Below are 25,479 nucleotides of genomic sequence, written 5' to 3'. Positions count from 1 at the left end.
CCCCGCGGAGCGGGATATGCGGCGCTGGCGCGCCACATAGTGAATGAATTGCGCAAGCGCAATTCTAATTCCGACGCAAGCGTCGGAATGGAATTCCGTAAACGGAATTCTGAGAGGGAATGCAATTCGCGCAAGCGCTCATTGCGGGCGGCGGCAAGGGGATGTGCATCGCGCTCGGGTCTATGTAGGGCTTGGGATTCCTGGCTATCGCCCCCACAACGGATGTGACGGGCCGTCGGGTTCAACGAGTGCCGGCCTCACCGCAGTGACGGGTTCCGCTGCGCTCCACCCTGGCCTCTCCTACGCTCTCGAAACCGCCCGGTCACACCCACAAATACCCCACCAGCATACAGGGCAACCGGCTGCTTCGGGGTAAGATTCGACCATGTGTCACCCTGGGGGTGAAAGTTGACGTACGAGTGATGCATCACGGTTCGTACCTGTGTAGAGTTTGGGTCCAGACATCACAACCCTCGGGCCGCACCATCGCGCCTGGATTTTCCATTCTTATTACGCGCAACATTCGGCGAAAAGGAGAGCACGGGAAATGACCGTCAAGTTGCGTGACCACCAGATCGAAGCCGTTTCCGCCATTGTGCGGGGCTTCGATATCCCGCAGGTTGGCATTCCCGTTAATGGTCTTCGCGGGCAGGTGCACGCCGCATGTGGCACGGGGAAGACGATTATTGCCGCAGCGTCAGCAAAGCGCCTTGTGCCCAAGGGGCGTATTCTCGTCCTGGTGCCGACGCTGGACCTGCTGGCGCAGACCGTGAAGGCGTGGCACGACGTCGGGCACAAGGGGCCGGCGGTTGCCGTATGTTCGCTCCGGGACGACCCGGAGCTGTGGGGCATGAAGGTGCGCTCCACCACGAACCCCGTGCAACTGGCGTTGTGGCACGGCACGGGGCCTGTGACCGTCTACGCCACCTATGCGTCCCTGGGTGTCCTGGCGGAGGCGTTCGAGGGTGTCTACGGGCAGCAGCTGGCCCCGATGGACCTGACGGTGGTCGATGAGGCGCACCGGACTTCCGGGTCGATGGGTAAGGCGTGGGCTGATGTCCACGACCAGGGGGTTATCCCGTCGCGCCGGCGGCTGTATCTGACGGCCACGCCGCGGATCTGGGAGGAACGGCCGAACCGCGAGGTCACGGAGGGGGTGCGGGACCCGCTGCCGCGGGAGATGGCGGCTTCCATGGATGACGAGAAGGTCTTCGGGCCGGTTCTCTACAAGCTCTCGTTGGCGTCGGCTGTGTCGCGGAAGCTGCTTGCGCGGTACCAGATCATCGTGCTGGAGCTCCAGGACCCGGTCGTCACACCGGAGCGGCTGATGGGCGAGGAGCGACACAGTGAGAGGGTGCGCGGTGAGCGCCTGGGGGCGCTCCAGGCGGCGTTGTTGCACACGATGGCGGAGCACCACCTCAGTACCTGCATCACCTTCCACCACCGGACGATAGAGGCGCAGGCGTTCGCGGAGGGCTTGGAGCGTGTCGCGGTTAAGATGCACGCTGACCGGCCGGAGAAGTACCCGGCGGCGATCTGGGCGGACTGGCTGTGCGGTGAGCATGTACCCGAGCGCCGGCGGGGGGTTCTGGGCGGCTTCGGGTCCGCCGCGCTGCGGGCTGTCCTGTGTAACTGCCGGGTTCTGGGTGAGGGCGTCGACATCCGGGCTGTGGACTCGGTGGCTTTCCTGGACCCCAAGGGTGCTCCGCACGACATCGTCCAGGCGATTGGCCGGGCGCTGCGTCAAAAGCCCGGACAGGGGAAAGTCGCCTCTTTGATTGTGCCGGTATTTCTCCAGCCCGGGGAGCAGCCGGAAGACATGTTCACCTCCGGGTCGTATCGGCCTTTGGTGAAGGTATTGGAGGGTCTTCGGGCTCACGACGAAGAGGCAATCGAATTGCTTGCGATCCCGCAGGAGCCTCAGAAGGACGTCGTGCAGCCGTCCGAGTACATCGGTTCGCCGCCCGAGGAAGGTGAGGACGAATCCCGTCTGCTGCTGCGTTTTGCGGCTCCGCGTGACCCAGTGATGGTCGCGGACTGGATTTCCTTCAACGTCATCGACACGGAGCGCCAGGACTGGGCGCGCGGCTGGGCGGCGCTGAAGAAGTTCACTGAGCGTGAGCATCACGCCCGAGTCCCCTATGGGCACAAAGAGGGCGCGACACCGCTTGGACAGTGGGTCGCGGAGCAGCGACGGGCGTACGGGGCGGGGCAGATGATCGGGCAGCGGGCGCAGCGGTTGGAGAAGCTCGGCATGGTCTGGAGCCTGGCCGATGAGCGGTTCCAGGAGAACCTGGAGGCCGTGAAGGCGTACTACGGCCAGTACTGGACCCTCTGTGCTCCGAGGTCCGCAGTGGCCCTGTCCAGGCCGGTAGGACAGTGGTTGAGCAATTTGCGCCGCGCGGGTGCGCTGGACGGTCACCCGGAGTGGGAGGCCGCGCTCCTGGCTGTGGACGCGGACTGGAACCCCTCGTGGTCGGCGGAGTGGCAGCGGCACTACGCCGCTCTGCGCGAGCTGGTGGCCGACGAAGAGGGCCAGGCGAACGTCCTTCCCGGCTTCACGGTCCACGGCATGGACATCGGCAAGTGGCTGGCCCGGCAGCGGAAACCAGAGGTCTGGCAGGCCCTGACGGGCGGGCAGCGCGAACGCCTGGAGCAGCTCGGCGTCGAGCCGCCGGCCTCGGAACTCCCGAAGCCGTCCGCGCCACCCTTGGGGGCCTTCGAGCGGGGGGTGGCGGCTCTGGCGCAGTACAAGGCCCGCACTGGCTCTGTGACCGTCCCCAGGGGTCACGTAGAGGGGGTCAAGGTCGGTGGCCAGGAGTACCCCGTCAAGCTCGGAGTCTGGATCATGAATCAGAAGGGACGCCGCGCGAAGCTCACCGCCGACAGACTCTCTGTGCTCGCCGCGCTCGGGCTGGAATGGGCGCGAGAGGGTTAAGGAGTAGGGTAAGTTTTTGGTTAAGCGGTATCGAGTCCTGACGTGAAGGTGCATGGAATGGCGTCTGAGGAAGAGCTGTTCGCGTCCGTCGACGCTCTGTTGAACGAGGAGCCGCAGCTCCCGCCTCCGGCGGAGCGTGCCCGGCTTCGTGAGGCCGCCGGTATCACCCAGGCACGTCTCGCCACCGCGTTGAAAACGACGACTCAGTCGGTGAAGAACTGGGAGAACGGCCGCAGCGAGCCGAAATCACCGCGCCTGGATGCCTACCAGCGGCTGCTGAACGGATGGGCCGCGAAGCACCCAGTCCCCGGTGCTGGTTCGACTGCCGCGCTGGTACCGAGGGCGGCGTCCAGTGAGCTGGCCGCGTCCAAGGTGGAGACGGCAGGTGCCCCGCAGGCTTCCGCCGTTCCGGCTGCGGTGCCGGCGCGCCCCGCCACCCGACCTGCTGTGCCGTCGCGGCGTCCGGCTGCGAGGAAGGCGGCGCAGCCCGCTGTCGACCCGCGCTTCCCTCACGGCCCGCTCGCCGTCCTCGATGGCGACGGCTCCGCGTACGGCACCGACGGCCTCGTACTGGACTGCCCCGCTCGCACGGTGCCGGAGCTGGTGGAGTGGACTATCAAGGAGTCCGGCCTCGGTGCCGCGAAGCTCAACCGGTACGGCAAGGACTCCGACCCTCTGATCGTGCTCACCGCGGCCGCCGCGGTGAAGCTCGGGCTGCCCGAGCGCCTGGAGGGCCACGAGCAGCGCCGCTCCCTTCGCCTGTCCGAGGACCACCCGGTCGTCAAGCAGGTCCTCAAGGCGAAGTGGCAGCTCACCCAGCGGGGGTTCGGCCCGTGGGCACGGATCTACCGCAAGGCGACTGCGGGCCAGCGCCAGTGCGTGCAGCTCGCCGTCCTGTCCTGGGACGCGCTCGATGAGCGGTCCTGGCCAGGGGTCAGCGAGATGGAGCCGGCCGACGTCGCCCGCGTGCTGGGCATGTACGCGATGCGGGTCATCACGCCGCGCGGCTCCACCGCCGTCTCCGGCCTGGAGCTGATGACGGCACTGCGCCCGCCGACGAAGGCCGTGCGGGACGAAGAGACCGGGAACTGGGTGTCCGGTCACAACGCGGGCTCGCTCGGGATCGAGCCGATGGACCCGGCGCCGCCGGAGGCCCCCCCGGAACACCCCGTCGTCGTGAACTCCGGCTGGAAGGGCGGATTCCTGAACGAAGAGGCCTACCAGTGGGTGCGGTCGGTGGAGACGCTGTCCGATGAGGAGTGCACGCTGCCCTTCGCGGTCGGCCTCGACCTCAACACCGCGTTCCTCGCCGCCGCAGCCCGCCTCGTCGTCGGTCTCAGCGCCCCGGACCACTTCCACGCCCCGAAGTTCAACCCGAAAATCCCCGGGAGCTGGCTGGCCGACCTGAGCCACATCGAGCTGGACCCGCGCCTGCCCAGCCCCTTCACCCCCGACGGCGCCCGCCCGACCGGTCCGGCCTGGTACCAGACCCACACCCTCGCCTACGCCCAGGAGCTCGGCCACGACGTCCACCCGATCGAGGCTTACCTGCGCCGCGAGACCGGCGCCTACCTCGACCCGTGGCACGACCGCCTCAAGACCGCCTACGTCGACACGCTCGCCGACCTCGGCGTCACCAAGGACCTCTCCGACGTGAAGTTCCTGGCGGCGATGGAGCAGCACAAGGAGAAGGACCCGGCGCTGGCCGCCGTCCTGTCCGCGATCAAGGCGACGGTGAAGGGCGGGGTCGGCAAACTCCGTGAGCGCCCGCAGGGCAAGTCCTACAAGGAGGGCGAGACGTGGCCGGCCCTGTCCCGGCCGACGTGGCGCCCCGACATCCGGGCCGCCGTCATCAGCAAGGCCCGGGTCAACATGCACCGCAAGCTCAACAGCATGGTCAGGATGACCGGCCTGTACCCGCTGGCCGTGTTGTCCGACTGCGTCGTCTACCTCTCGCCGGGCGAGAGCCCGCTCGACTTCCTCCCCTACGCCGCGTCCGGCAAGCCGCAGCCCGGCGGGTTCCGCCTCGGACCCACCCCGGGCCTGGCGAAGCTGGAGGGCGTCCAGTCGATGCTGTGGGCCGTCGACCTCATGGAACGAGGCCTCAACCCGGCCCGCCACATCAAGGGCGGCGACGCCGTCCTGGACGAAGGAGAGTAGACCGTGAGGGAGATCCAGGACGCGATCGAGCGGGCCGACCGGGAAGCCTTCACCCGCCAGCCGCCCAAGACCCTCAAAGGGCAGATCAGCTACCTGCTCAAGCAGATGGGCAGCGCCAAGGCCGTCGCCCAGGAGATCGGGGTCACCGCCGACTCCGTCAACCGCTACCGGCGCGGCGCCCGCAAGCACGCCCGCGCCGACGTCGCCTCGAAGATCAACGACGCCGTACGGTCCCGCTGGCAGCCTATGGTGCGCAAGCGCCAGCAGCGGCAAGCTGCCGCCACGACCGGGATCACTGTGGAGACGAGGGCCCGGTTCGGCTACACCGCGCCGGTCGGCACCACCGACGACGGACGATTCCGCCGCCTCACCGTGCACCTTCCCCCGGCGTACGCGCAGCGCCTGTTCGACGCCCGCAACACAGGCGCCAGCGACCAGGAGCTGCGCCAGATCATCGCCGAGGGATTCAAAGAGATCTACTTCCAGGACGGCGGAGGCCGCGCCGCAGGGCTCTCCGACGTCACCCTCAACGACATCGATTACCTCGACCTCGACTACTGACCTTTCGCCTGTATCCGGGCATCAGCAGCTCGGCGGATCGGACAGCCATCTCGTGATGGCAATGGGCGGCCGTCCAAGACATGCGGGATATTTCTGTCAACTAGGCAGCAGCGAAGTGGACTTGGGTTGGCTTGCCTGTCCGCATGCAGGCAACGGATGGTGCTGTTCGAGGCGGAGGCGATACAGCCGCATCGGCGGTGGTGCTGCTGCCGTATCTTCTCGCCGATCCGTCCTTCGAGGTGGAGGGCGGGTGTGCGCCGGGGAGGGTGCCGCCGTTCGGGCTGCTGGAATCACTGCCGGTGGAGCAGTGGGAGCGGGCTCTGGCGTGGCAACGGCATCTGCGTGAGGTGGAGACCGGCTTTCCTGGCGCGATCGGGCAGGGCGCCCCGCGAGCAGTTCGATCCGGCGACGCGGAGCCTGGCGCAGCGGGAGCGGGCGAAGGCCGAGGAGTTGACGGCGGCGGGCTGGGCGGCGAGTACGGCGACGGTGCGCCGGATGCGGGCGCGCTACCGCAGCGAGGGCTTGTGGGGGCTGGTGGACGGCCGGGCGGTGAGGGAGCGGTCGGCGGTGGGGCGGGCCGATGAGCGGGGGGCGCAGCGGTCAGGAAAGTGCTGGAGGGGCAGCGGGAGCGGTCGACGGGCACGCTGGTGCGACTGCGCCGCCGGGTGGGGTGGCTGCTGGAGGAGGAGTACGGCGCGGGGGTGGTGGCTCTGCCGCCGGCGTCGACGTTCAACCGGCTGGTCCACGCGGTGGCCGACGGGCAGGGGCTGCTGGGGACAGCGGCGCAGCGGCGGTGGCATGCGTCGCGGCCGGCACCCCCGTTCATACCGACGGTGGCACTGCGGCCCCGGCGAGCTGGTGATGCTGGCACGCCGCTGGACGTTGTGGCGGTGCTGGACGACGGTGTGACCGGCCGTCTTGAGCTCAGCATCGCGCTGGACGTGGCGACGCGCAGCATCTGCGCAGCAGTGCTGCGTCCGGTAGGCACGACGTCGGTGGACGCGGCGATGCTGCTGGCGCAGATGGTGGTGCCGACGGTGATGCGGCCGGGCTGGGACGCGGCACTGTCCGTGCAGCGGTCGGTCATCCCGTATGAGCGGCTGGTGGCGTTGGACGCGCGGCTGGAGCAGGCGGCTGCCCGGCCGGTGATCATGCCGGAGACGGTGGTGGTGGACCAGGGGCGGGTGTACGTGTCGGCTTCGTTCGTGTCGGCGTGCGAGGGCTTGGGGGTGTCGGTGCAGCCTGTGCCGTCGGCGAACGGGCCGGCGAAGGGAAACGTGGAGCGGACCTTCCGCGCGATTGCCGACGGGTTCAGCCAGTACCTGCCGGGCCACACCGGTTCGGATGTCTCCCAGCGGGGCGCGGCCGCAGAACAGGATGCCTGCTGGAGTCTGGCGAAGGTTCAGGAGCTGCTGGACGAGTGGGTCATCTGTGGGTGGCAGGAGCGCGCGCATGAGGCGCTGTGGCACCCGATGATGCCGCGGGTCGCCGTTTCACCCAACGAGATGTGGGCGGCTCTGGTGGCGGTGACGGGGCACGTACCGGTGCCCTTGTCGGGCGACGACTACGTCGAGCTGCTGCCGGTGCGGTGGCAGGCCGTCAACGACTACGGAATCCGCTTCGGCTACCGCACCTACGACCACCCCGGCCTGAACCCCTACCGGCGCCGATGCTCCCCGCGGGCGGACAAGAACGGACGGTGGGAGGTCCACCACAACCCCTATGACCCGAACCGGGTGTGGGTGCGCCTGCAGCGGTCAGGCGCCCGTTCACCTTCGACCATGTCCGCCGCACCGTGGAACGTCGGCATGGCCGTGAAGACCACGAGGCGGCGATCGCCCAGGCACTCGATGCGCTGCTACGCCGTGCCAGCCAGGGACTGGGCAGCAGGCGAGAGCGGACGGTAGCCGCCCGGGCCCAGGCTGCCGCGCAGATGACCGATCCCTCCCCCGCCACCGCCCCGCAGCAGTGGTTTGCGCCTCTCGCGCCGGGGGCCTCGTTCGGGCTGCCCGGCTCCTTCACCGTCCCGCTTCAGGATGCCGACGGCTGGGACACCGACGACAGCCTGGACGACATCGAGGACAACCAGGACGACGAGGACTACCTTCTCGCCGCCCTTACCGACGGCCAGGACGCCGCGGCAGGCCACGCGGATGAGGCCGAAGTATCCGAGCCGACGGCCGAAACGGCCCGGGGACCAGGCCGCTGAGCGGACGCTGGACGCCACGGGGGTGGGCGGCATGCGCATCTACGACCCGTACCAGGAGGCCCAGGCATGGTGACGACGGCGCAGCCCGCCCCCACGAGCACGTTCAGTCCGCTGACCACGTGGGACGGGTGGCAGCAGTTCGTCGACACGCCCCACACCCAGGCTCGGGACGCCGGCGACCAGGAGTGGACACTGGAGCAGCGGGAGGACTACCACGCACGGTTCGTGGTGCTGAAGACCCCTGCCCAACGGGCCGGGGCACCGCACCGCCGCCAGATGGCCTCGCAACGTCAGCCCTGACCGGCCGCACCTGCATCAACCGTCCCCGCCTCGCTCCCGGGCCCGTTTGGCCGCTGCCCGGATGCCGGTACATCCGAGCCCGTCAGGAACGACCTCATCTCCCTCATGCACGACTTTCCTCCACCACAGCCGTTCAGCCGCGGCGTGCGGCTGCGGCACGTTCGGGGCGGCTACGGCTCGCGCCGCTGCAGGGCGAGACGAACCTGTCGTACCTGGACCGGCTGGCCGACCGCTACCGGCTCGGCGTCAGAGACCTCGTCCCCGCACTCCTCCAGGTCGGCGGAGGCCTGTTCAAGGGCTACCGCACGGATGGCGAGATCTGCCTCAACGCCGAAGCCTGTGCCCGCATCTCCGCGTTCTGCCGCGTGCCCGAGGAGATCCTGCAGCGGGCCCTGCCCGCCTGGACCGCGCAGGAGCCTCTCTCTTCGGGCGGGGCGGGCGCAGCCGGGCGGTTCCGCTTCGGGGTCGTGGTGCCGGCCGCGGGGGAAGCCTGCCGGCTGTGCACGGCCGCACGCACCAGGCGGGCCAAGCCCGCCCGGGTGTGTCTGCAGCCGCACACCCGGATCTGCCCGCGTCACCGGCGCTGGATGCTCGGCACCCACTGGATCGACGGCGCGCCAGCCGGCACCAAGCAGATCGATCTGGCAGGGCTGGCGGAGTTGCTCGCGGCGCGTCGGCGGCATCTGGACCTGCTGCGCCACCGGCCAGACACGGCCAAGGCGTTCGAGTACGACGACCTCCACCCCGACCAGCAGCACCTCCTGGCCGACATCGGCCTCACGCGCGAGAGGGACCGTACCCGGCCCATCACCCCGTACACCGAAACCGCACTCGCGTATGCCCGTGCCTACGCCGCGGCCCACCACACCCTGGCCGTGGCTTACTCCACCGTCCACGACGGCTTTCCCCTCGGCCGCTGGTTCAACGACCAACGCACAAGCCCGACGCGACACCACCCCCAACCCCCGCCACCAGGCATTGACCGCGATCGACCCGTGGTGGAACCCGCCCTGGGACCTGGCCTGGCAACGCGCCTACACCCACGCCCGCACCACACAAGCCCGCCCCGGGAGCCCGCCGGCCGACGTACGCGCGTGGACCACCGCACAGCGCACGGCCTGGGATCGTCTACGAGCCGAGCAACGGAAACTCCTGACCGAACTGGGGAACGGGCCCGGCACCGCGGACGCCGCCGGCCAGCGGCGCAGGACCAGCCGTGTCTATCCGCTCAGTCCCGGACTCGCCCACGCACGCGCATACGCCTTGGCCCATGGCCGCCTCTCCCCCAGCGCCGACACCCACCACGGCGGCTTTCCCCTCGGTCGCCGGCTGGTAGGAACACGCCGCAAAGCCCGACAGGGACAACTCGCCCCCACCACCAGCCAAGCCCTCACCGCCATCGACGCCTGGTGGAACCCACCCTGGCCCCACACCTGGCAACGCACTTACCAGCAGGCCAAGTTGCACCAGTTCAACGGCGCGGACCACCCTCCGACCCTCCTGAAGTGGACCGACAGGCAACGCACCCGCTGGAACACCCTCCACCCCCACCAGCAGAAGCTTCTTTCCGGCATCGGCATCTTTCCCGCATGAACCGAAGCGGCCGCCAATGTCCAGCCCCGGCATGCCCGACTGGCCCGGCCCGAAGCAAGAAACTCCAAAAAGATCCGGCATCGAGGTCACGCAACGGGCTCCACACAGGCACTCGCCCTTCGGAAGCCAAGCCCACGTTCACCGATCGGGAGCCCCAGCGATGCAGGAGTATGAGATTGCGGCCTTCGCAGCCGGGGCCGGATACCTCACCAGCGCACTGCGGATGTGGATCCGGGTGCACGGCCGCACGAGCATGGCCCGCATCCGCAGCAGACATCGCAGCGAGATGATCCGGGAACTACCCAGCGGCAGCCGGGTCCTGGACGTACACGACAAGATCACCATTGAAATCGGCGGACCGCGGGCGACGGAGAAGCAAGGGGGCGGCAGTGTCATCGTGGGTGACTGAGTGGTCGGGGCAGGCGGCCTGTCTTACCGCTGATCCGGACGAGTTGTTCCTGCAATCAGTGGCGCAGGACCGGTCCAAGGTGGTGTGCACCGGCTGCCCCGTGCGAACGGAGTGTCTCGCCGATGCACTCGACAATCGAGTCGAGTTCGGCGTGTGGGGCGGCATGACCGAGCGGGAACGGCGTGCTCTGCTCCGCAGGCGTCCCACCGTCAAGTCCTGGCGTGATCTTCTGCAGAGCGCACGTGCCGAGTACGAGCAGAGCGCCGGGCTGCTCGTCGCAGAACGGCCCAGGCAGCCCAAGGAGCAGCAGGGGCTGTCACCGGAACAGGAACAGCAGTACGGGGCCCTCTTCCGGCTCCGCTTCGTACCGACTGTCGGTTTCCTGATCGCCGCCGGTGCGGGCCGGCACGACGCTGAGGACGCCGTGCAGAGCGCCTTCGTGCAGTTGGCGCGGGCATGGGAATCGGTGACACACCCCGAGGCCTGGCTGCGGACCACCGCCTGGCGCATGTGGCTCAAGGCCAAAGACAAGCACAAGACCTGGTCCTCGGACCCCGCCGACCTGCCCGACGCGGGTGTGCCTGACCCCTGCGGCAACATCGCCGAGCAGGTCGACCTCGTGCAACTGCTGCGGCGGCTTCCTGTTCTGCAGCGCACGGTGATGGCCTTCGAGATCGACGGGGCCACGCCGGCACAGACCGCCGAGGCCCTGGCAGTCCCCAGTGCCAACGTCCGTCAGAACCTGCGGCGGGCGCGTCAGAACCTTGAGCGCATGCTCGGGGAGCAGGACCAGGGAGGCACACTGTGAGCAACTCGCCCAGGCGCAGTGCCGCCCAGCCGGTCGGTGCTGTGCTGGCCTCCGCCATGCAGCGCCTGACCAACGCGTTGGACACGACCACGGATGTCGACAGCAGGCTGGCAGCCGCCCTGTACGCCGCTGCTCTTCCCCTCGCACCTCCCATCACCACCTCCATCGACACCTTCCTCGACCACGGCCGACAGGAGCTACAGGCAACCCTCGAGGCCACCACAGACGTCGAAAGCCACCTCATCCTGGCCCTACACGAAATCGACCTCGAACCCCAGCCCGACAGCACCAGCGACGAGTGAACACACAAGCCCGACAGGTCCACCTCGACGACCTCGCCCCGCCTGACCTGTCCCATCAAGTAGCAGCTCACTAAAACTGCACCTCGCTCGATCAACCTGCGCACACCCGTGTACACACAGCTCAGAGCACCACCACACCCCGGCACCCGACCCCCGGGCACACTGAACAGAACGCGGCTACCACCCGGAAGAACTGAGAAACCCCAGCTCACAACCACAACAACAACCCAGAAAAACCGAGCGACGACAGCCCGGCGGGTCGTACAGTCCGTCGCTGAGCGGCTGGGAGTGCCCGCCCGGACCGGTCGCTGGACAGCGCCGGCCGACCGTGGCTTCCGGGACGGCACCCCACCACCTCCGGACGCCGGGGTGGCGGTCAGGAGCAGGCGGCCCCGGCGCACTGCGGCTGCGAGTACGCGCCTGCTGCATTTCGCCAATTCGCCATGGCTGGACCGTCGGCGTCACCGACCATCAAGTGTGCAGGTGGGGGGCTTCACTGGGGTGCTGGGTGCGGGACCGCCTGTGGGGTGAGGGCAGGGGTGGTAGGGAGCCCGGAAGCAGGTCGCCCGAGGTGAAGCCGCCTGGAGCATGGGAAGCCGGGACGGCAGGGTTGGGGAGGCTGTGGTGGCTTGATCAAGCTTTGCCGGACTGTGCCCCGTAATGATCCACCAGTTTTTGTCAGTGCCCGCTGCTACACCAATTCCTTATGGGACGGGCCGCATTCCGCGGCCCGCCGGCGGGAGGGGAACAGCATGTCGAAGGTGCCGGACGGGTTCCATCGCGTACGCGGGCACATCCGCCGCAATCCGAAGCCGCGCAGCGCCAAGCGGATGAGCGGCTGGATGATCGCCGGTCTGCTGGCGGGCGCGTGGCTGTGGGGGCAGGTGTTCGGGTTCGGCGAGTCCGCTGTCTCCACACCGGCTGCTGATCCGAAGCCGGCCGCTTCCGCGCAGAGCGCACACTGATGGCGCTGCCGCGGTTGCGGCGTCCTCGCGGCACGGCAGAGGTAGTCTCAGCCGCCGTTGTCGTGGTGGCCGTGCTCGTGCTTGCTGTGCGGATGCTGGTGGCAGCGGCAGGCGCGTTGGCGCAGGCCTGGCCCGTTCTGCTGGCACTCGTCCTGCTCGTGGGAGCGGTGGGCGTATGGCGCCTGCGGCAGGCGAGCGCACGGCGGCGCCGGGAGGCGGAGCGGGTGGCGGCGCTTCAGATCACCCTCGTCGAGTTCGACGCGATGGACGACCGGTACTTCGAGCATGCCCTGCGGGACCTGCTGGTCCGCGACGGTTGTACGGCCCGCAGGGTCGGAGGTGCCGGGGACCAGGCCGCCGATGTCATCGGTGACCATCCGCGGCTCGGTCGGATCGTGGTACAGGCCAAACACACCCGCGTCGGCGGGAAGGTGGGCTCGTCGGTGATGTACGCGGTGAAGGGCACCGCCGGGCCGGTACACAAAGCGGCGCATGCTGTCGTCATCACCAACGGGACCTTCACCCGTGACGCCATGGCGTGGGGCGAGCGGCACGGCGTGCACTGGGTCGACCGACACAGGCTGGAGCGCTGGGCCCGGGACGGTGCAGCGTTGCACGAGCTTCTCGGGCTGTCCGCAGGGGCTCGCGCGGGCCGGTTCAAGCGGGCTGCCTGATCCTCAGGATCCGGATCCCTCGTCCATCAGGTCGGGAGGTGTGGTGTTCGACGAAAACGGGTCGCTCGACCCGCTGCTGAAGTTCCTGCTCTACTGCGTTCTTACGCTGGCCATCGGCAAGATGCTCTGGGAGTGGATCACCGAGGACGTCAGCCGGTGGGTCACCGTGGACCTGTGGGGTGTGATCACTGGCCACCCGTGGTGGACCGGGGTCATCGTGGCCGGCGGGCTGCTCGTGTTCCTCATGCTGGGCCGGCTGGTGGCGTTCGTGTCCGACGCCTCGTCCGCTGTCTACGCCGGCCCGCGGGACACGCTCATGGCTCCCGATGCCTTTGCCGGACCGGACATGCTCACCTTCAGGATGAAGGAGCTGTCCTCGATGAGCGCGACGGGCTTCGAACAGGCATGTTCTGACCTGCTGGCACGGGACGGGTTCCTCAGCCCACGCCGGGTCGGCGGCGCCGGTGACCTCGGCGTGGACGTCACCGCCCGCGACAGCGACAACCGCCTCCTGATCCTGCAGTGCAAGCAATACCAGGGCCCGGTCGGATCGGGACACGTACAGAAATTCAACGGGACAGCTCGCCCCTACCACGGGGCCGACCTGCCCATCATGATCGCGCTCAACGGCTTCACCCGGCCCGCGACCGACTTCGCCCAGCACCACAAGCTCATCCTCGTCGGACGCCCGGAACTCAAGCAATGGGCCCACGGCCAACACCTCTACGACGTCCTCGGCATCCGAAGCGCGAGGCAGTGATGCCGCACCGCGGCCGCTGACAGCGCCAATCGGTCAGACGCCGGACTTGCTTGCCGGGTTCGTCTGCTGAGCGAGCAGGCCAGCACGACACTGGCCTGCAGGGGTGATCCGGGGGAGGGCCTCGATTGCAACTCGGCAGGGTTGCTCATCCTCTTCGGACAGATCGACGAGCTCCCTGCGGCAAGTCCGGCAGAAGGCCTCAGGGCCCGGAGATGAGATTGCTGTGGTCGTTGGGGAAGTCGATCTGCCAACCCGCCAGGCGTTTCTCTCCAGGCCGGAGAACGGCCAGCAGTTGGGGGGCGTGCTGCCCGCGTAACGGCCGCCGTGCCCGAATCGTTGCGGTGGACATGGCGGGCGAACCACTATCACGCCCCCGGCAGGGTGAAAGCGCTGGCAGGGAGAAACGAGGTCTGCGGAGGCAGCCTGGCCAATACCACTGAGGCGTCGGTGTTCAACCGTCTTGAAGTTCCCCCGCGGGGCACACCCAGCACGCGGCACAGGAACGCGACACTGTGGCCTGCAGGATTGTCCTCGCACGCCTTCGCCGCGGCGATGAACCGACACCGCGCGGCGGTACCTACCTCATCTTGTCCCGCGCGAAGAAGGCGGTCGCTTTCCCCAGGACCTCGATCGTGGCCTCCTGCTCGCGGACCTTCCGCCGCAGCCCGACCAGCTCCTCACGTTCCGCGCTGGCCAGAGCCCCGGCCGAACCCTCACCACGGTCGGTCTTCACCTGCTTCACCCACCCGCGCAGCCCCTCCGGGCTCACGCCCAGGTCCCGGGCGACCTCGGTGACCGCCTTGTCCGAGGACAGCGCCAGCGCGACGGCGTCCCGCTCGAACTCGGCCGTGCACCTCTTACTCATATCACTCTTCGTACTCACTACCTGTGACTGCTTTCTCCAGGACCACCCGTCCCAGTACCAAACCGTCCAACTCACAGGGGGAACTTCAGTCGGCCCGGCGTCGGATCTCCGGGATGGGGCGGGTGTCCACGCGGTAGCGCAGCCCGCGCTGGTAGAGCAGTTTGCGCAGGGCGGGTTCGGGGCCGGTGTCCTTGCCGCGATTGGCGCGCATCACCACGCGCACGCTGGTGGAGGACGCTTTGGAGACGGCTGGTAGGGCTTCGACGCGGGCCAGCCCCAACTCGTGGGCCTGGCGCCACGCCTCGGCCAGATGCTGGCCGCGCGTCGCGTGATCGACCTCGCACACGCAGCGCTCTTTGGTGGAACCGTCCTGGGACCAGCGCAGGTAGGCGCGGATGCGGCGGGTCCGCCGGTACAGCTTGAGGGCGATGGAGGCGCGGGCGTAGCGGCCGTCGCCGAGGTCGACGCTCCGCCGCTCCCGTCCACCGGCGGCGCGGTCCTGCTCGGCGGCCGGGGCGGCGGAGCTCGCACGGCGTTTGTAGGCGCGCTCGGGCACAAGGGTCTGCTTCCAGTGCGCCGCGGGTCCGGTGTGCCGTGTCATCTCGCTACACCCCGGCCGCGTCCAGGGTCTCCTTGACGGCCCTGGCGGAGAACGCGCCGAGGACGACGGGGACCGCGTTGCCCAGCTGCCGCATCTGCTCTCCGAGGGGGCCGGAGCCGACCCCCTCGTCGGGGAAGGTCATGACGCGGGCGGTCTCGCGAATGGTCATGTAGCGGTGGGCGTAGCGCTGCCCACCCGGTGCCGTGGGATCCTTGCCCAGCTCGTCGAGCTCCATGACGGACTCACCGCCCGGGACTCCGTGGACGCCGGCATCCGCCGCCGCCCTGAGGCCGGCGACTTGCCCGACGCGGTGCAGGACTCCGCCCCGAAAGGCTGGCTGGTCCCGATCGGCGGCCTGCACGCCGCCAGGCTCCGGCTCCACGCGCCCTTCCCGCCCGACGAGACGGCCTCTCCCGACCGCTGGTGTTGGCGCATCCTCCGAGTTGTCTGAGCTCGAGGCGCAGCTACCGATGATGAACAGAACGGCCAGCAGGAGCAGCGGGACGGCGCAGCAGGGATATGTCTTGTGAGCCCCAGCCCTGGTGAGGTCAGAAGTCGGGGCAGATGTTGTCGCGCACGACCTTCAGGATGCGCTCGGCTTTGATGGTTCCGTGGCCGTCAGGGTGATCCGGTGAGGTGAAGCGAGAGTTCGTGGTCTCGATGAGCTTGATGTAGTCGTTCGGGCTGGTCTTCACGGTGCCGCACTGGTTGATGCCGCGGCTGACAGCCTTGTCGTCCTTGCCGTGCACGATGTCCGTATCGATGGCGTTCAGGCTCTCGAGGTACACCTGGCGTTGTGCGGGGTTCGGTTCTGCGGGCAGCCCGGCCGCCTGCCTGGCGGCAGCTTCTTGCTCGGGTGTGATCGCTGAGGCGTCGCTGCTCTTCGTGGGCTTGGCCTCCTCGGTGCTGCTGGTCTCGCCGCTGCATGCGGTGAGCGTGGCGAGCAGGCCGGCGGCGATGAGCACGGCGGTGGTGGTGCGGGTGCGCATGGTCCCCCCAGGACGTTGCGTGATGAGGGGTACATCATCTACGACGGGCGGGACCGGTCTCCATGCACTAACGCGATTGCGGCGGTGCGGGCGACGTCGAGGGCCAAGGTGGACTTGCCCGTCGCGGGGCAGGACCCGATCACGATGAGCTGGCGGTCAGGACGACACCGGCCAGCCGCCCTGCCCTGCAGCTCCAATGCCGGGGACGGGGCGTACGCGCTGTTCTCAGGCGGCCCAGCCGGTGGAGGAGACGTTGCCGTACGCGGAACCGATGTCCTCGATGATCTGATCCCGGATCGCGTCGAGCTCGGCCAGGTCCTCCTCGAGCCAGGGGTCCACCGCGCGGTCCCATACGCCGCGGACGTTGATGCTGCGACTGGCCACGTCACGCTGGTGTTTGCTCTCGACCCCGGGCTGGTTGACCGGGTTGATCTCCACCCGGGTGCCGCGCCCGTCATTGTTGAGACGGTGTTTGAGGTCGGGGGCGACGTTGCGGCGGCGCAGGTCCCAGTACGCGGCGTCCAGCCGTGTCCGGTTGGCCTTGTTGGGGGTGCGTTCCTCGGCGAGCCAGGCGATCAGGGTGTGGGGGGAGACGTGGATGCCGGCGCGATCCATGGCCTCGTAGCCTGCGTCGGTCCTGGTGAGGCAGCGCAGGGGTGCGGAAAGGCCTCGGTCGCTGTCCACGGGCGAGGCGATGACGGTGACCATGTTCTCGATCGCCGCCCCCAGGGCGTCGACGCCCGGGACACCGTGGGCGTTGAACATGCCCAGGTCCATCCAGCGGCCCGCCATCAGCGTGCTGCCGTGCCGGCGGTGTACTCACCGGACGCCTTCGCATCACCGTGCTTGACCTTCATCTGGGCGACACCCCGGCCCTCAGGGAAGACCTGGCGCCAGTCGCCCGTGACGTGGAGCTCGTCGGTGCCCGTCATGCTGATGACATCCAGGCCGGCCTGGTGGGCCTTGCCCCACAAGTTGGCGTAGGCCTGGGAGTGGTGATGTGCATCCAGTCCGGGCGCACCATCTCCCGGTTGTGGATCGACTCCCCCATCGTCTAGATGAACTTCGAGTACATCGCCTTGATGTACTCCGGCGTGAGGGTGTCGTCCGCGGTGATCGCCGTCTCCCGGGCGGCGGACAGTGTTTTACGCAGGGCGTCGAGGAAGTTCTCCGCCGCCCCGGACGTCCACGACTCATGGACCACCGGAGCCTCGACCAAGCCGTATTTCGGCCCGGACAGGCGCTGCAGAAGGCGAAGGGTGAGGTTGGTGACCCACAGGGCGCCGGGCTCGTCACGGTCGCCGATCGGGTCCGGCAGATGTGGATGCTCCCACGGTGCGGGGGTGATCAGGTGCACCCCGGAACGCTTCGGCTCGACACCCTCGGTGCCGGTTGTGTGCTCGAGCTTGCCGATCGGCAGCCAGCACTTGAGAGCCGACAGATAGACGGCGTTCACGTCGAGGGCGGTGACCTTGATGTCGCCGGGGGCCTTGAGGGAGTAGCCGGGGTGGTGAAAGCGCGGCCTCGCTTCCCAGATCTGGTCGGGGTCCTTCTTCGACGGCTTCTTCGGGATGTCGGGCAGGGCTGGGTAGGCGGTGCAGTCGTAGCGGGCCGTGGCCCGGGTCTCGTTGAACAGGTGCATCACGTCAGGGATCGCACGCTTGATCAGCGCCTTCAGCGCGGCATCCCAGTCGCCGCCGGCACGCTCGAGCTCCGCGTGCACCACACGGCTGATGAGCCCGGTGGTCTCCTCCTGCGCCTGGGCGGCGCTGCGGGCGCGGCGCTCCGGGCGCGCTGCCATGGGCACCAGAGCCGGCGAGACAGGGGCAGGGGTGGGAGCGGGCGTGCCCGGGGCGGCCGAGACGGCCGGTGCCGATGGGGTGGTGGCGGCAGGGTCGGCGGGCTGGCAGAGGGCCCCGGAGTGCAGGGGGCGCCCGTCGGTCGGCTGGTAAGCGGTGACCACGCCACAGCGGATACACGGGCCCAGGCCCAGCCCTGTGCAGAGGCCCGCCGCCCTACGGGGAAGGGCGGCGGGCCTTCCCCAGGGTGCCCGGTGCGCGTTCAGCCGCCTGGTGCTGCTCTGGCGGGCGGGTGCAGAGCCCGCAGACCGGCGTGGGTGGTGATGACACGGTGGTCACAGTGGCGCAGCAGGTGGGCCAGGTCCCGGGACAGTGCGGCGTGGTGCACCACGGCCACGTCCGTCTGGGTGGTGCGGTGCAGGTTGACCAGCTCCCCCACCACCCCCAGCCGATGCGGTGGGCACCAAGGGCCGTCAGCTGACGTACGGCCGCGGCCTTGAGGGCGGCGCGGTGCGCTCCTGCTCCTGTGCGGTGCCCTGGGTGGCGCGTGCCGGGGCACCGCAGATCGGACACCGCGTCAGGGACGTCGTGCCACAGCAGCCGGCCGCTCCCGGCGACGGTGGGGTGAGCCACTAACCGCCCCGCCCCAGGTCGTGCGCGGCCATCGCGAAGGAGGGTGACAGTCACTGTCCGTCAGCGTGACACCGGTTCCAAAGGACCTGCGGGTGGTGGCCCGGCTGTCCCGTCTGTCCTGTGACAGGAAACCTGGACGGACTGCCGTTGAAGTTGGACTACCGGCCGGTTCATGTCATCGATTGTGGATGGCAGGTTTCCGGTTTCCTGGGGTATGTGCGCTCGCCGGGGACCTTCGCCCCGGTGGTTCGGTCCAGCCGCAGCAGCCGCGGCAGTCGCGGCCGGGGCGGCGATCGGGTGGGCCCGTGCCCGGCCCAGGATGGCGTTGCCGTGCCGTCGGCTGCCGTGGCACAGCTGATCAGCGGCTGCTGTCCGGGGCGTGGACGTCGTGGACGCTGAGGTCGCCGTAGGCCGACAGGACACCGGCCAGGTCACCGGGTTTGTGCCGCAGGGTGGTGTCCAGGAACGCGAGAGTGGTTGCTGCGACGACGTGCGGGCTCTCGGTTCGGCCCAGGGAGCCGGCTACTGAGGGCACAGGCGGCAGGTACAGAGGGCCGTCCATGAAGGTGAGGTGTGCGGTGCCGGGGATGGTGAGCCGGTAGTTCGTCGCGGAGCCGAGTTCGAGGACCTCGGTGAGGCGGGGTATGTAGTGCGGGTCGATTCCGGGGGTGATGGCCTGGGTGAGCGCGAGTGTCGGCTGGTGGAGGGGCGGGGAGACGGGGCCGTGGGGGTAGCCGTCCAGATCGATGACGGCGTCGAACCGGTGGTCCTGCCGGGCTGCCTGGAGAGCCGCGGCGCCACCCATGGAGTGGCCGGTGACCGCGACGCGACTGGTGTCCAGGTGTCCGGTCAGCGGGCCGGTCATCTCATTTCGGTCCAAATGGTCCAGCTGGGTGAGGACAAAGCTGAGGTCGGCGGCCCGGACAGCCGTCCAGTCAACCGCCAGCCTGTCGTCCTTGTCCCGGTCTCCGGTGGAGGCGATCTTGCTGTGGATCGTCCGGCCGTCGGCGAGGACGACGGCGGCGGAGTCGTACGGGTGGTCGAGGGCGGCCACCACATAGCCGTGACTGGCCAGTTCCTCCGCCCAGGCGGTGTTCTGGGTACGTACTCCGCCCGACCCGGGAGAGAACATCACCACCGGGAACCGCTCGCCCCCACCCGCCGCCGGGGCGTTGAAGTCCGAATGGGTGTGGGCACGCGGGACGCCGTCGACCAGGAAGCCAGGCAAGCCAACCTGGCGGGCGAGAGCACCGGAGACGGTGCGCGCCTCGTGCTCCGTGCGTCCGAGGTACTGGGCCCGCCGCGCGCCTGCGGGGCTCTCTTGCGCGGGATACCAGAGCTGGACCACGACCGTGCGCCGGTCACGCGGATCGGCGGTGAAGCTCTCGGAGCGGCGCGGGTCGGTCCATTGCACCACGCGGGCGCCGACCGCGAAACGGCCGGACGGTTCGGGGAACGCGGGTACAGGAAAGGCCCATGCGGCCACCGGACCCGTGGCAATCAGGCCGACACAGGCCACCGACCCTGGCAACGCCAGCCACCATCGGGCCCGCCACGCCGGCCGGCCGGTACGGCGTCGCAGCAGGGCAGAGAAAGCGAACGGCAACGCGACGGCAGCGCCTGCCAGTACCGGCAGCATCTGCCAGCGGATTCCCACCACACTCAGCACGATCGCGGACGGTACGAGAACCGTCCCCGCCGCGATCGTGCCGCGCGGGCGGGCAGCGAGGGGAAGCCAGCGCGCCACCACCAGTGCGACGCCACCCAGCAAGGCAAGAAATTCCCAAGGGGACATGTACAGCCCCGCGATGATCTCGGTCACCCGGTCATCCTCGGAGCGGGACACGCAATGCCACATCAGCCCCGGGTCGCGATCGCATGCGACCGCAGGCGCAATCCGAGGCATGCCCTTGTGCGACCAGAGTCGCATTCAGGCATCTCGCCTGTGCAACCGGAGTCGCATACGGGCATGCCAGACGAAGGCCGCTACGCGACCGTGAAAGGCAGCGGGGCTCCTCCTGTGGTCGTGTCTCGGCACGGTGCCATCAGAGGGTGGACCCATGTGCTTCGCGGGCTCGTGTGTACCGTGGCCGCGGTTGTGCCGGAGTGCGTTACGGTCCACCGGGGTGCGTCCGGACCGCTTCCAGCCCGCCGATGACCATGGCCACGGAGAACTCGGTCGCGGTGGCCAGGTCGTAGCTTGAGTGGTCCACCGATGCGGCGTAGGCGGGAAGGGTCTTGCGGATGTGGTCGGACATGGCCGGTGCCGGCAGTCCCTGGGCGAGACCGAATGCCTGGAACTCGACCATGGCGACGACCAGGCGTAGCTGGTCCAGCCGGAAGCCCCCTTCGATCAGTGCGGCGAACATCGGCTCGTACACCGCGATGGAACGGTCGCAGGCCACGGCGGTGGTGGCGAGGAGCGGCAGGATGCGTCGGTGCCTGGCGTACAGGGTGGTGAGCTGGCGCAGGAGGTTCGCCACGGCCTCGCGCCAGTCGTGCGCGGGTCCGACGGGTTCCATACGTTCCAGCATCCGCAGCCGGGCGAGGTCGATGACCTTCGCCCGGCCTGTGACATGGGAGTAGAGCGATGACGGGGCGACGCCGAGGTGCCGGGCCAGCTGAACCATCTGGATGTCACCGGTGCGGTCGACGAGTTCGATCGCACCGTCCGCGATGCGTGTCGCGGACAACAGCGGCGTCTTCGGCCTGGCCACGCCCGGTGCCCCCACTTACTGTCGAATGCCCTTCAGCGCAGCAGGTAGCCGCGCTCCTTCAGCGTACGGCGCAGGTTCTCACGGCCGTCCATGTAGTCCAGGCCCATGCCCACCACGACGGAATGGCTCCATGTTTTGTCACGCAGTCCGTACTCGGCGCGGAAGTCTTTGAAACTGGTCTCGTAGTCCTCGAGCCACTCCTCGGTCGGCCGTGTCCGGTAGCGCTCGCGGTGCAGCACGACGTCCTGCGCCGGGCGGGGATGTACTGCGCTGGGGCGGTGCGGGTCTGGGGTGCCGATGGCCATGCCGAACACGACATAGGCGTACGAGGGAAGTCCGATGAGGTCGGCGAGCTCCTTGGCATGGTTGCGCAGCGAGCCCAGGTACACGCCTCCCAGGCCGATCGCCTCTGCCGCGACGAGACCGTTCTGGGCAGCCAGGGCCGCGTCGATCGACGCCATCAGGAAGGCGTCGACGTAGTCGGTGACGACGGGCTTGCTGCCCAGCTCGGCGCTGATCGCGTGGTTGCGCGACATGTCCGCTACCCACAGCAGCACGCTGGGGGCCTGGGCGACGAACTCGAACCCGGTGAACTCTACGCCGTGTGTCAGCCTCGCGAGCTCGGCCTTCGTCTCCGGGTCCGAGACGGCCACGACACTCCACTGGTGAAGGTTCGACGATGTGGACGCCGACTGGGCGGCTGCCACCACCGTCTCCAGAGCGCCCTTGGGCAGTGGCTCGTCGGTGAACGCGCGCACTGAGCGGTGCGCGAGCAGCGCTTCGATCTGCTCGTTCCAGATGATGTTCTCCGGCGTCCCCTGCTGCCCGTAGCGGGCTTCCAAGAGTGCGTCCCGCTGGGACGAGTCGGTCATGGCTGTCCTTCCGTTATCCGAATCAGATTCGGTTTTGGCAACCACGAGCCGGCCGGGTTCATTCCCCCGCTGTTCTGGCCTGTCGGCAAGAAGCTGGACAAGGCCCTGTGCCGAGGGCTGCGTACGGCTTTCGTCGAGGTGGAGGGGAGTCGTCGGACGAGTAGGTGAGCAGCCGGTGTTGGCGGAGTCGTCGGCCCGGACCCGGGCGATCCCTCCCCCGGCTGCATCGTGCACTCGGACAGTGAGTATGTGAAGTACCGGATGGCCCGGACCCCTTGACCCGCACAGCGATGGACGCGCCAGGATACGGGTGCCGGGATGCTCGCGCGGCCTCCTGACCCGCTCTCCGATCGACTGTGCTGTCCTTCCTCGGACTTGTCGGTGGCCCGGGAGCATCCCGGCGAGGCGCTCGCCTCGCCGAGGGGAGCTTCTTCGCGCTACTGAAAGCCGAGATCGGCACCCACCGCCGGCCCGACCGGACCACGGCCCGCGCCGAGATCTTCACCTTCGTCGAGACCTTCTGTCACCGCAAGCGGCTGCGGAGGCATCCAGTCCGGGGCTACCTCACCCCGCTGGAGACCCGGCAGCGACACGAGCAAGAACACGCCCTCGCAGCGTAAACATCGAGTGTCCACTATTACGGGGAAACGTCACTCAGCCCTGGACGCCGGTACCCGACAGGATGCCTTCGACCACGTCGCGGAGCTGTGAGCGGGCGGTGATGCCGAGCTTGGGAAACACCCGGTAGAGGTGCGAACCGACCGTGCGCGGTGAGAGGAACAGCTTCTCCCCGATCTCACGATTCGTCAGACCACGGGCCGCCAGCTGGACGATCTGCTGCTGCTGGGGGCTGAGTTCGGCGAAGGCAGTGGGTACGACGTCACCGGCCTCCACGCCGGCGGCGCGTAGTTCTGCCTGTGCCCGCTCGACCCACGGCCGCGCGCCCAGCCGCTGGAAGACTTCCAGGGCGGCGCTCAGCAACGGACGGGCCTCGGCGATACGACGCTGCCGCCGGAGCCATTCCCCGTAGTCGAGCTGTGTCTGCGCCCGTTCGAACGGCCACTGCTCACCCGCGGGTTCCCTGAGCGCTGCCCGGAAGAACAGCTCCGCGTGCTCGGGATCCGCCAGCAGGGCGCGGCCCCGGTCGATGAGCGTCCTCACCCGTACCGACGGAGCCGGCTGCGGTTGTACTCGATCTCGATGTAGTGGAAGACGTCGGCGCGGGCGGCCTCGCGGGTCTCCTGCGCCAAGCTGAAACGCCTGGTCAAACTCGGAATCCTCACCGAGGCCGACACCGGCAACTTCGCCAGGAAGCAACAGCCACCGCCACGACCAGCACCCCTGACACAACCCTCACCCAGAAACGGACATCACCTTACGAACCGTCCTCTGAGAGCTCATACACGATCATGGTTGGGCCTTCTTGAGGCGCCGGTGGAACATCCGGCTGCCAGCCTTCGAAGGCAGACAGGCCGCGCCAGAGTCGAGTGCTCAGCCTTGAGGGGCGGTGAGCCAGTCGGTCAGCAGGCGGTTGACCTCGTCGGGGCGTTCCTGCTGGATCCAGTGGCCGCAGTCTTCCAGCAGGTGGGAGGCGGACAGGGCAGGGAGGGTGGCGGGGTAGGCGTTGATGGCATCGGCCATCCAGGTGGTGGAGGCGTCCAGGGTGCCGCCGATGAACAGGGACGGCTGCTTGATCGGGGCTCCGCGGTGGGGGGCGAGGTCTTCCCAGTCACGGTCCATGTTGCGGTAGCGGTTGAGCGCGCCGCTCAGGCCGGTGCGCTCGAACTCCGCGGCGTAGACGTCTAGGTCGTCCTCGCTCAGCCAAGCCGGGAGCGGGCCGGTGGGAAAGCGGTCGCGCAGTCGGCCGCCGAGGGCGACGAAGTGCGGGTCGGGCTCGCCCTGGGCTGGCATGGTGTCGGCGGACAGCGCCGAGTAGAAGCCGGCGAGCCAACCCCTGACGTCGGGCTCGATCTCCGCCTCGGCGCGGCCGGGCTCCTGGAAGTAGGAGACGTAGAACTCCTGCTCAGAGCCGCCGATCTGGCCGAAGATGTCGGTGGGGCGGGGACCGCCCGGCGGCGCGTAGGGGACGCTCAGCAGGCCGACGGCGCGGAAGACCTCGGGGTGGAGCAGGGCGGAGGAGGCGGCGATGTTGGATCCCCAGTCGTGGCCGATGACCACCGCGCTCTCCTCGCCGAGGGCGCGCACCGCGGCGACGTTGTCCTCCACCAGGTCGAGCATTCGGTAGGCGTCGGTCGCGGCGGGCTTGGAGGAGCGGCCGTAGCCGCGCACGTCGATGGCCACCGCCCGGTAGCCGGCGGCGGCGAGGACCGGGAGCTGGCGGCGCCAGGAATACCAGGACTCGGGAAAGCCGTGCACAAGCAGGACCAGCGGGCCGGCGCCCTGCTCGACCAGATGCAGGCGGCCGGCCGGGGTCTCGATGGTGCGGTGGCGGAGCTCGGCGGTCGGCTCGGGCTGCATGGGCTTCTCCTCGGTTCAACGGACGGACGCGGTTACCCGTCGATCATGCGGCGCGGCGGCCTCCCGCCGCCATCAGCATTGCCAATCTGGCAAGATCGCAGGACAGGGAGGTTGAGTGGTGCGGCCGAAAGGAGCGGAAAGGTGGCAGGCGACGACCTGGACGGCACGCTGGCAGCCATGGGACCCAGGCTGCGAGCCGCACGCGAGCAGCACGGCGCCACGCTCGCCGGCATCAGCCGTGCGACCGGCATCTCGCCGAGCACGCTGTCGCGGATCGAGACCGGCCGGCGCAAGCCCACCTTGGAGGTCGTGCTGCAGCTGGCGAAGGAGTACGGCGTCCCCATGGACGAGCTGGCCGGTCATACCCCTGCGGTCGAGCCTCGCAGCAGGGCGCCGCACAGCTTCGGGGACGACAAAGCGGTACTGCCGCTCACCCGGTACGTCGGCGGCCTGCACGCCCACAAGCATGTGCTGCCCGCCGTCGAGGGTGTGCCCGCGCGGCCCCGGCAGGTCTCCCACGAGGGCTACGAGTGGATGTGCGTTCTGTACGGGCGACTGTGGCTCGCGCTCGGCAACCAGGATCTCTTCCTGGCCGCCGGGGAGGTCGCCGAGTTCGATACCCGCATCCCACACGGGGTGGCGAACGCTGGCCCCGGCGGGCCGGTCGAGTATCTGATCTTGTTCGGGCCGCAGGGCGAACGACTGCGGCCCCGGACCCCGCCAACCTCCGACCCCGAGGCCTGATAGCCCGCAGCCCTCGTGACCCGATCCGGGCTCGGTGCCGCTCAGCATCGCGAAGCGGCCTGGACTGCCCTTCGTGGCGGCGTCGCACACTGAGCGCTTCAG

Annotated in this window: 28 protein-coding genes and 2 pseudogenes; 16 read left to right on the top strand and 14 right to left on the bottom strand. The window is 68.9% G+C overall.

The window, feature by feature from the left end:
• Window positions 1–547: 547 nt before the first annotated feature.
• From ACFYSH_RS15360 to ACFYSH_RS15335, 6 genes are all read left to right on the top strand, one after another.
• Window positions 548–2,938 carry a Helicase associated domain protein gene (locus tag ACFYSH_RS15360; protein WP_359466854.1) on the top strand — a complete coding sequence of 797 codons (2,391 nt, stop codon included), beginning with the start codon at window positions 548–550 and terminating at the stop codon, window positions 2,936–2,938.
• Window positions 2,939–2,995: 57 nt separating this feature from the next.
• Complete coding sequence (gene tap, locus ACFYSH_RS15355; protein ID WP_359466852.1) at window positions 2,996–5,098, top strand: telomere-associated protein Tap; 2,103 nt, start codon at window positions 2,996–2,998, stop codon at window positions 5,096–5,098.
• Between the two features lie 3 nt (window positions 5,099–5,101).
• On the top strand, window positions 5,102–5,659 hold the full coding sequence (gene tpg, locus ACFYSH_RS15350) for a telomere-protecting terminal protein Tpg (protein WP_359466849.1): 558 nt from the start codon (window positions 5,102–5,104) through the stop codon (window positions 5,657–5,659).
• Window positions 5,660–6,267: 608 nt separating this feature from the next.
• The gene (locus tag ACFYSH_RS15345) at window positions 6,268–7,566 is read left to right on the top strand and encodes a hypothetical protein (protein ID WP_359466846.1); all 1,299 of its coding nucleotides are present in this window, start codon (window positions 6,268–6,270) and stop codon (window positions 7,564–7,566) included.
• Window positions 7,567–7,592: 26 nt separating this feature from the next.
• A complete protein-coding gene (locus ACFYSH_RS15340) occupies window positions 7,593–7,868 on the top strand; it encodes a hypothetical protein (RefSeq protein WP_359466843.1) in 276 nt (91 codons plus the stop codon).
• A gap of 66 nt (window positions 7,869–7,934) precedes the next feature.
• Entirely contained in the window at window positions 7,935–8,168 is a 234-nt protein-coding gene (locus tag ACFYSH_RS15335; protein WP_359466841.1) for a hypothetical protein, read from the top strand.
• 170 nt (window positions 8,169–8,338) lie between these two features.
• On the opposite strand, the gene ACFYSH_RS15330 is transcribed toward ACFYSH_RS15335, so the two are convergent.
• On the bottom strand, window positions 8,339–8,926 hold the full coding sequence (locus ACFYSH_RS15330; RefSeq protein WP_388752784.1) for a hypothetical protein: 588 nt from the start codon (window positions 8,924–8,926) through the stop codon (window positions 8,339–8,341).
• A gap of 220 nt (window positions 8,927–9,146) precedes the next feature.
• Between ACFYSH_RS15330 and ACFYSH_RS15325 the strand changes: the two genes are divergently transcribed.
• The 8 genes and pseudogenes from ACFYSH_RS15325 to ACFYSH_RS15290 all read left to right on the top strand — a co-directional run bounded on the left by ACFYSH_RS15325 (window position 9,147) and on the right by ACFYSH_RS15290 (window position 13,679).
• The gene (locus ACFYSH_RS15325; RefSeq protein ID WP_359466837.1) at window positions 9,147–9,761 is read left to right on the top strand and encodes a helicase associated domain-containing protein; all 615 of its coding nucleotides are present in this window, start codon (window positions 9,147–9,149) and stop codon (window positions 9,759–9,761) included.
• A 160-nt stretch (window positions 9,762–9,921) separates the two neighbouring features.
• Window positions 9,922–10,170: a hypothetical protein gene (locus ACFYSH_RS15320; protein WP_359466835.1), complete on the top strand. Its 249-nt coding sequence runs from the start codon at window positions 9,922–9,924 to the stop codon at window positions 10,168–10,170.
• A pseudogene (locus ACFYSH_RS15315) lies at window positions 10,151–10,451 on the top strand (WhiB family transcriptional regulator); the annotation flags it as partial. The gene ACFYSH_RS15320 and the pseudogene ACFYSH_RS15315, both read left to right, overlap by 20 nt.
• Window positions 10,439–10,978, top strand: a complete 540-nt coding sequence (locus ACFYSH_RS15310; protein WP_359466880.1) for a sigma factor-like helix-turn-helix DNA-binding protein — start codon at window positions 10,439–10,441, stop codon at window positions 10,976–10,978. The pseudogene ACFYSH_RS15315 and the gene ACFYSH_RS15310, both read left to right, overlap by 13 nt.
• A complete protein-coding gene (locus ACFYSH_RS15305; protein WP_359466832.1) occupies window positions 10,975–11,280 on the top strand; it encodes a hypothetical protein in 306 nt (101 codons plus the stop codon). Before ACFYSH_RS15310 ends, ACFYSH_RS15305 begins: the two co-directional genes overlap by 4 nt.
• Window positions 11,281–12,032: 752 nt before the next feature.
• A complete protein-coding gene (locus ACFYSH_RS15300; protein ID WP_359466829.1) occupies window positions 12,033–12,245 on the top strand; it encodes a hypothetical protein in 213 nt (70 codons plus the stop codon).
• Complete coding sequence (locus ACFYSH_RS15295) at window positions 12,245–12,919, top strand: restriction endonuclease (protein WP_388752779.1); 675 nt, start codon at window positions 12,245–12,247, stop codon at window positions 12,917–12,919. The genes ACFYSH_RS15300 and ACFYSH_RS15295 overlap by 1 nt, the downstream gene beginning before the upstream one ends.
• 43 nt (window positions 12,920–12,962) lie before the next feature.
• Window positions 12,963–13,679, top strand: coding sequence for a restriction endonuclease (locus ACFYSH_RS15290; protein ID WP_388752776.1), 717 nt, complete (start codon window positions 12,963–12,965; stop codon window positions 13,677–13,679).
• 577 nt (window positions 13,680–14,256) lie between these two features.
• On the opposite strand, the gene ACFYSH_RS15285 is transcribed toward ACFYSH_RS15290, so the two are convergent.
• The 11 genes from ACFYSH_RS15285 to ACFYSH_RS15235 form a co-directional block, all read right to left on the bottom strand.
• On the bottom strand, window positions 14,257–14,544 hold the full coding sequence (locus ACFYSH_RS15285; protein ID WP_359466819.1) for a transposase: 288 nt from the start codon (window positions 14,542–14,544) through the stop codon (window positions 14,257–14,259).
• Between the two features lie 85 nt (window positions 14,545–14,629).
• Window positions 14,630–15,145, bottom strand: a complete 516-nt coding sequence (locus ACFYSH_RS15280; protein ID WP_359466816.1) for a hypothetical protein — start codon at window positions 15,143–15,145, stop codon at window positions 14,630–14,632.
• 4 nt (window positions 15,146–15,149) lie between these two features.
• Complete coding sequence (locus ACFYSH_RS15275) at window positions 15,150–15,380, bottom strand: DNA cytosine methyltransferase (protein WP_359466814.1); 231 nt, start codon at window positions 15,378–15,380, stop codon at window positions 15,150–15,152.
• Between the two features lie 313 nt (window positions 15,381–15,693).
• Window positions 15,694–16,134, bottom strand: a complete 441-nt coding sequence (locus ACFYSH_RS15270; protein ID WP_388752772.1) for a hypothetical protein — start codon at window positions 16,132–16,134, stop codon at window positions 15,694–15,696.
• A gap of 225 nt (window positions 16,135–16,359) precedes the next feature.
• Window positions 16,360–16,926 (bottom strand): transcriptional regulator, encoded by a 567-nt coding sequence (locus ACFYSH_RS15265; RefSeq protein ID WP_388752770.1) that lies wholly within the window; start codon window positions 16,924–16,926, stop codon window positions 16,360–16,362.
• A complete protein-coding gene (locus ACFYSH_RS15260; protein ID WP_388752768.1) occupies window positions 16,926–17,066 on the bottom strand; it encodes a hypothetical protein in 141 nt (46 codons plus the stop codon). Before ACFYSH_RS15260 ends, ACFYSH_RS15265 begins: the two co-directional genes overlap by 1 nt.
• A 122-nt stretch (window positions 17,067–17,188) precedes the next feature.
• Complete coding sequence (locus ACFYSH_RS15255; protein WP_388752765.1) at window positions 17,189–18,097, bottom strand: hypothetical protein; 909 nt, start codon at window positions 18,095–18,097, stop codon at window positions 17,189–17,191.
• A gap of 98 nt (window positions 18,098–18,195) precedes the next feature.
• Window positions 18,196–18,372, bottom strand: a complete 177-nt coding sequence (locus ACFYSH_RS15250; RefSeq protein WP_359466806.1) for a hypothetical protein — start codon at window positions 18,370–18,372, stop codon at window positions 18,196–18,198.
• Window positions 18,373–18,924: 552 nt separating this feature from the next.
• Window positions 18,925–20,424, bottom strand: a complete 1,500-nt coding sequence (locus ACFYSH_RS15245; protein ID WP_359466803.1) for a dienelactone hydrolase family protein — start codon at window positions 20,422–20,424, stop codon at window positions 18,925–18,927.
• Between the two features lie 253 nt (window positions 20,425–20,677).
• Complete coding sequence (locus ACFYSH_RS15240; protein WP_359466801.1) at window positions 20,678–21,283, bottom strand: TetR/AcrR family transcriptional regulator C-terminal domain-containing protein; 606 nt, start codon at window positions 21,281–21,283, stop codon at window positions 20,678–20,680.
• A gap of 32 nt (window positions 21,284–21,315) precedes the next feature.
• Window positions 21,316–22,155 carry an NADPH-dependent oxidoreductase gene (locus ACFYSH_RS15235; protein ID WP_359466799.1) on the bottom strand — a complete coding sequence of 280 codons (840 nt, stop codon included), beginning with the start codon at window positions 22,153–22,155 and terminating at the stop codon, window positions 21,316–21,318.
• A gap of 356 nt (window positions 22,156–22,511) precedes the next feature.
• Here ACFYSH_RS15235 and ACFYSH_RS15230 point away from each other — a divergent pair, with 356 nt between their 5' ends.
• The gene (locus tag ACFYSH_RS15230; RefSeq protein WP_359466796.1) at window positions 22,512–22,775 is read left to right on the top strand and encodes a hypothetical protein; all 264 of its coding nucleotides are present in this window, start codon (window positions 22,512–22,514) and stop codon (window positions 22,773–22,775) included.
• A gap of 34 nt (window positions 22,776–22,809) precedes the next feature.
• On the opposite strand, the pseudogene ACFYSH_RS15225 reads toward ACFYSH_RS15230, so the two are convergent.
• Together ACFYSH_RS15225 and ACFYSH_RS15220 are read right to left on the bottom strand one after the other, a co-directional pair.
• Window positions 22,810–23,325: pseudogene (locus ACFYSH_RS15225) on the bottom strand (LuxR C-terminal-related transcriptional regulator); the annotation flags it as partial.
• A gap of 321 nt (window positions 23,326–23,646) precedes the next feature.
• Complete coding sequence (locus tag ACFYSH_RS15220) at window positions 23,647–24,633, bottom strand: alpha/beta hydrolase (RefSeq protein ID WP_359466793.1); 987 nt, start codon at window positions 24,631–24,633, stop codon at window positions 23,647–23,649.
• A gap of 141 nt (window positions 24,634–24,774) precedes the next feature.
• Here ACFYSH_RS15220 and ACFYSH_RS15215 point away from each other — a divergent pair, with 141 nt between their 5' ends.
• Window positions 24,775–25,377, top strand: a complete 603-nt coding sequence (locus tag ACFYSH_RS15215) for a helix-turn-helix domain-containing protein (RefSeq protein WP_388752759.1) — start codon at window positions 24,775–24,777, stop codon at window positions 25,375–25,377.
• Window positions 25,378–25,479 lie beyond the last annotated feature (102 nt).

The sequence above is a fragment of the Streptomyces sp. NPDC005791 genome, from assembly GCF_042871485.1.
Taxonomy (GTDB): Bacteria; Actinomycetota; Actinomycetes; order Streptomycetales; family Streptomycetaceae; genus Streptomyces.
This window is presented reverse-complemented; position numbering and strand designations above follow the sequence as displayed.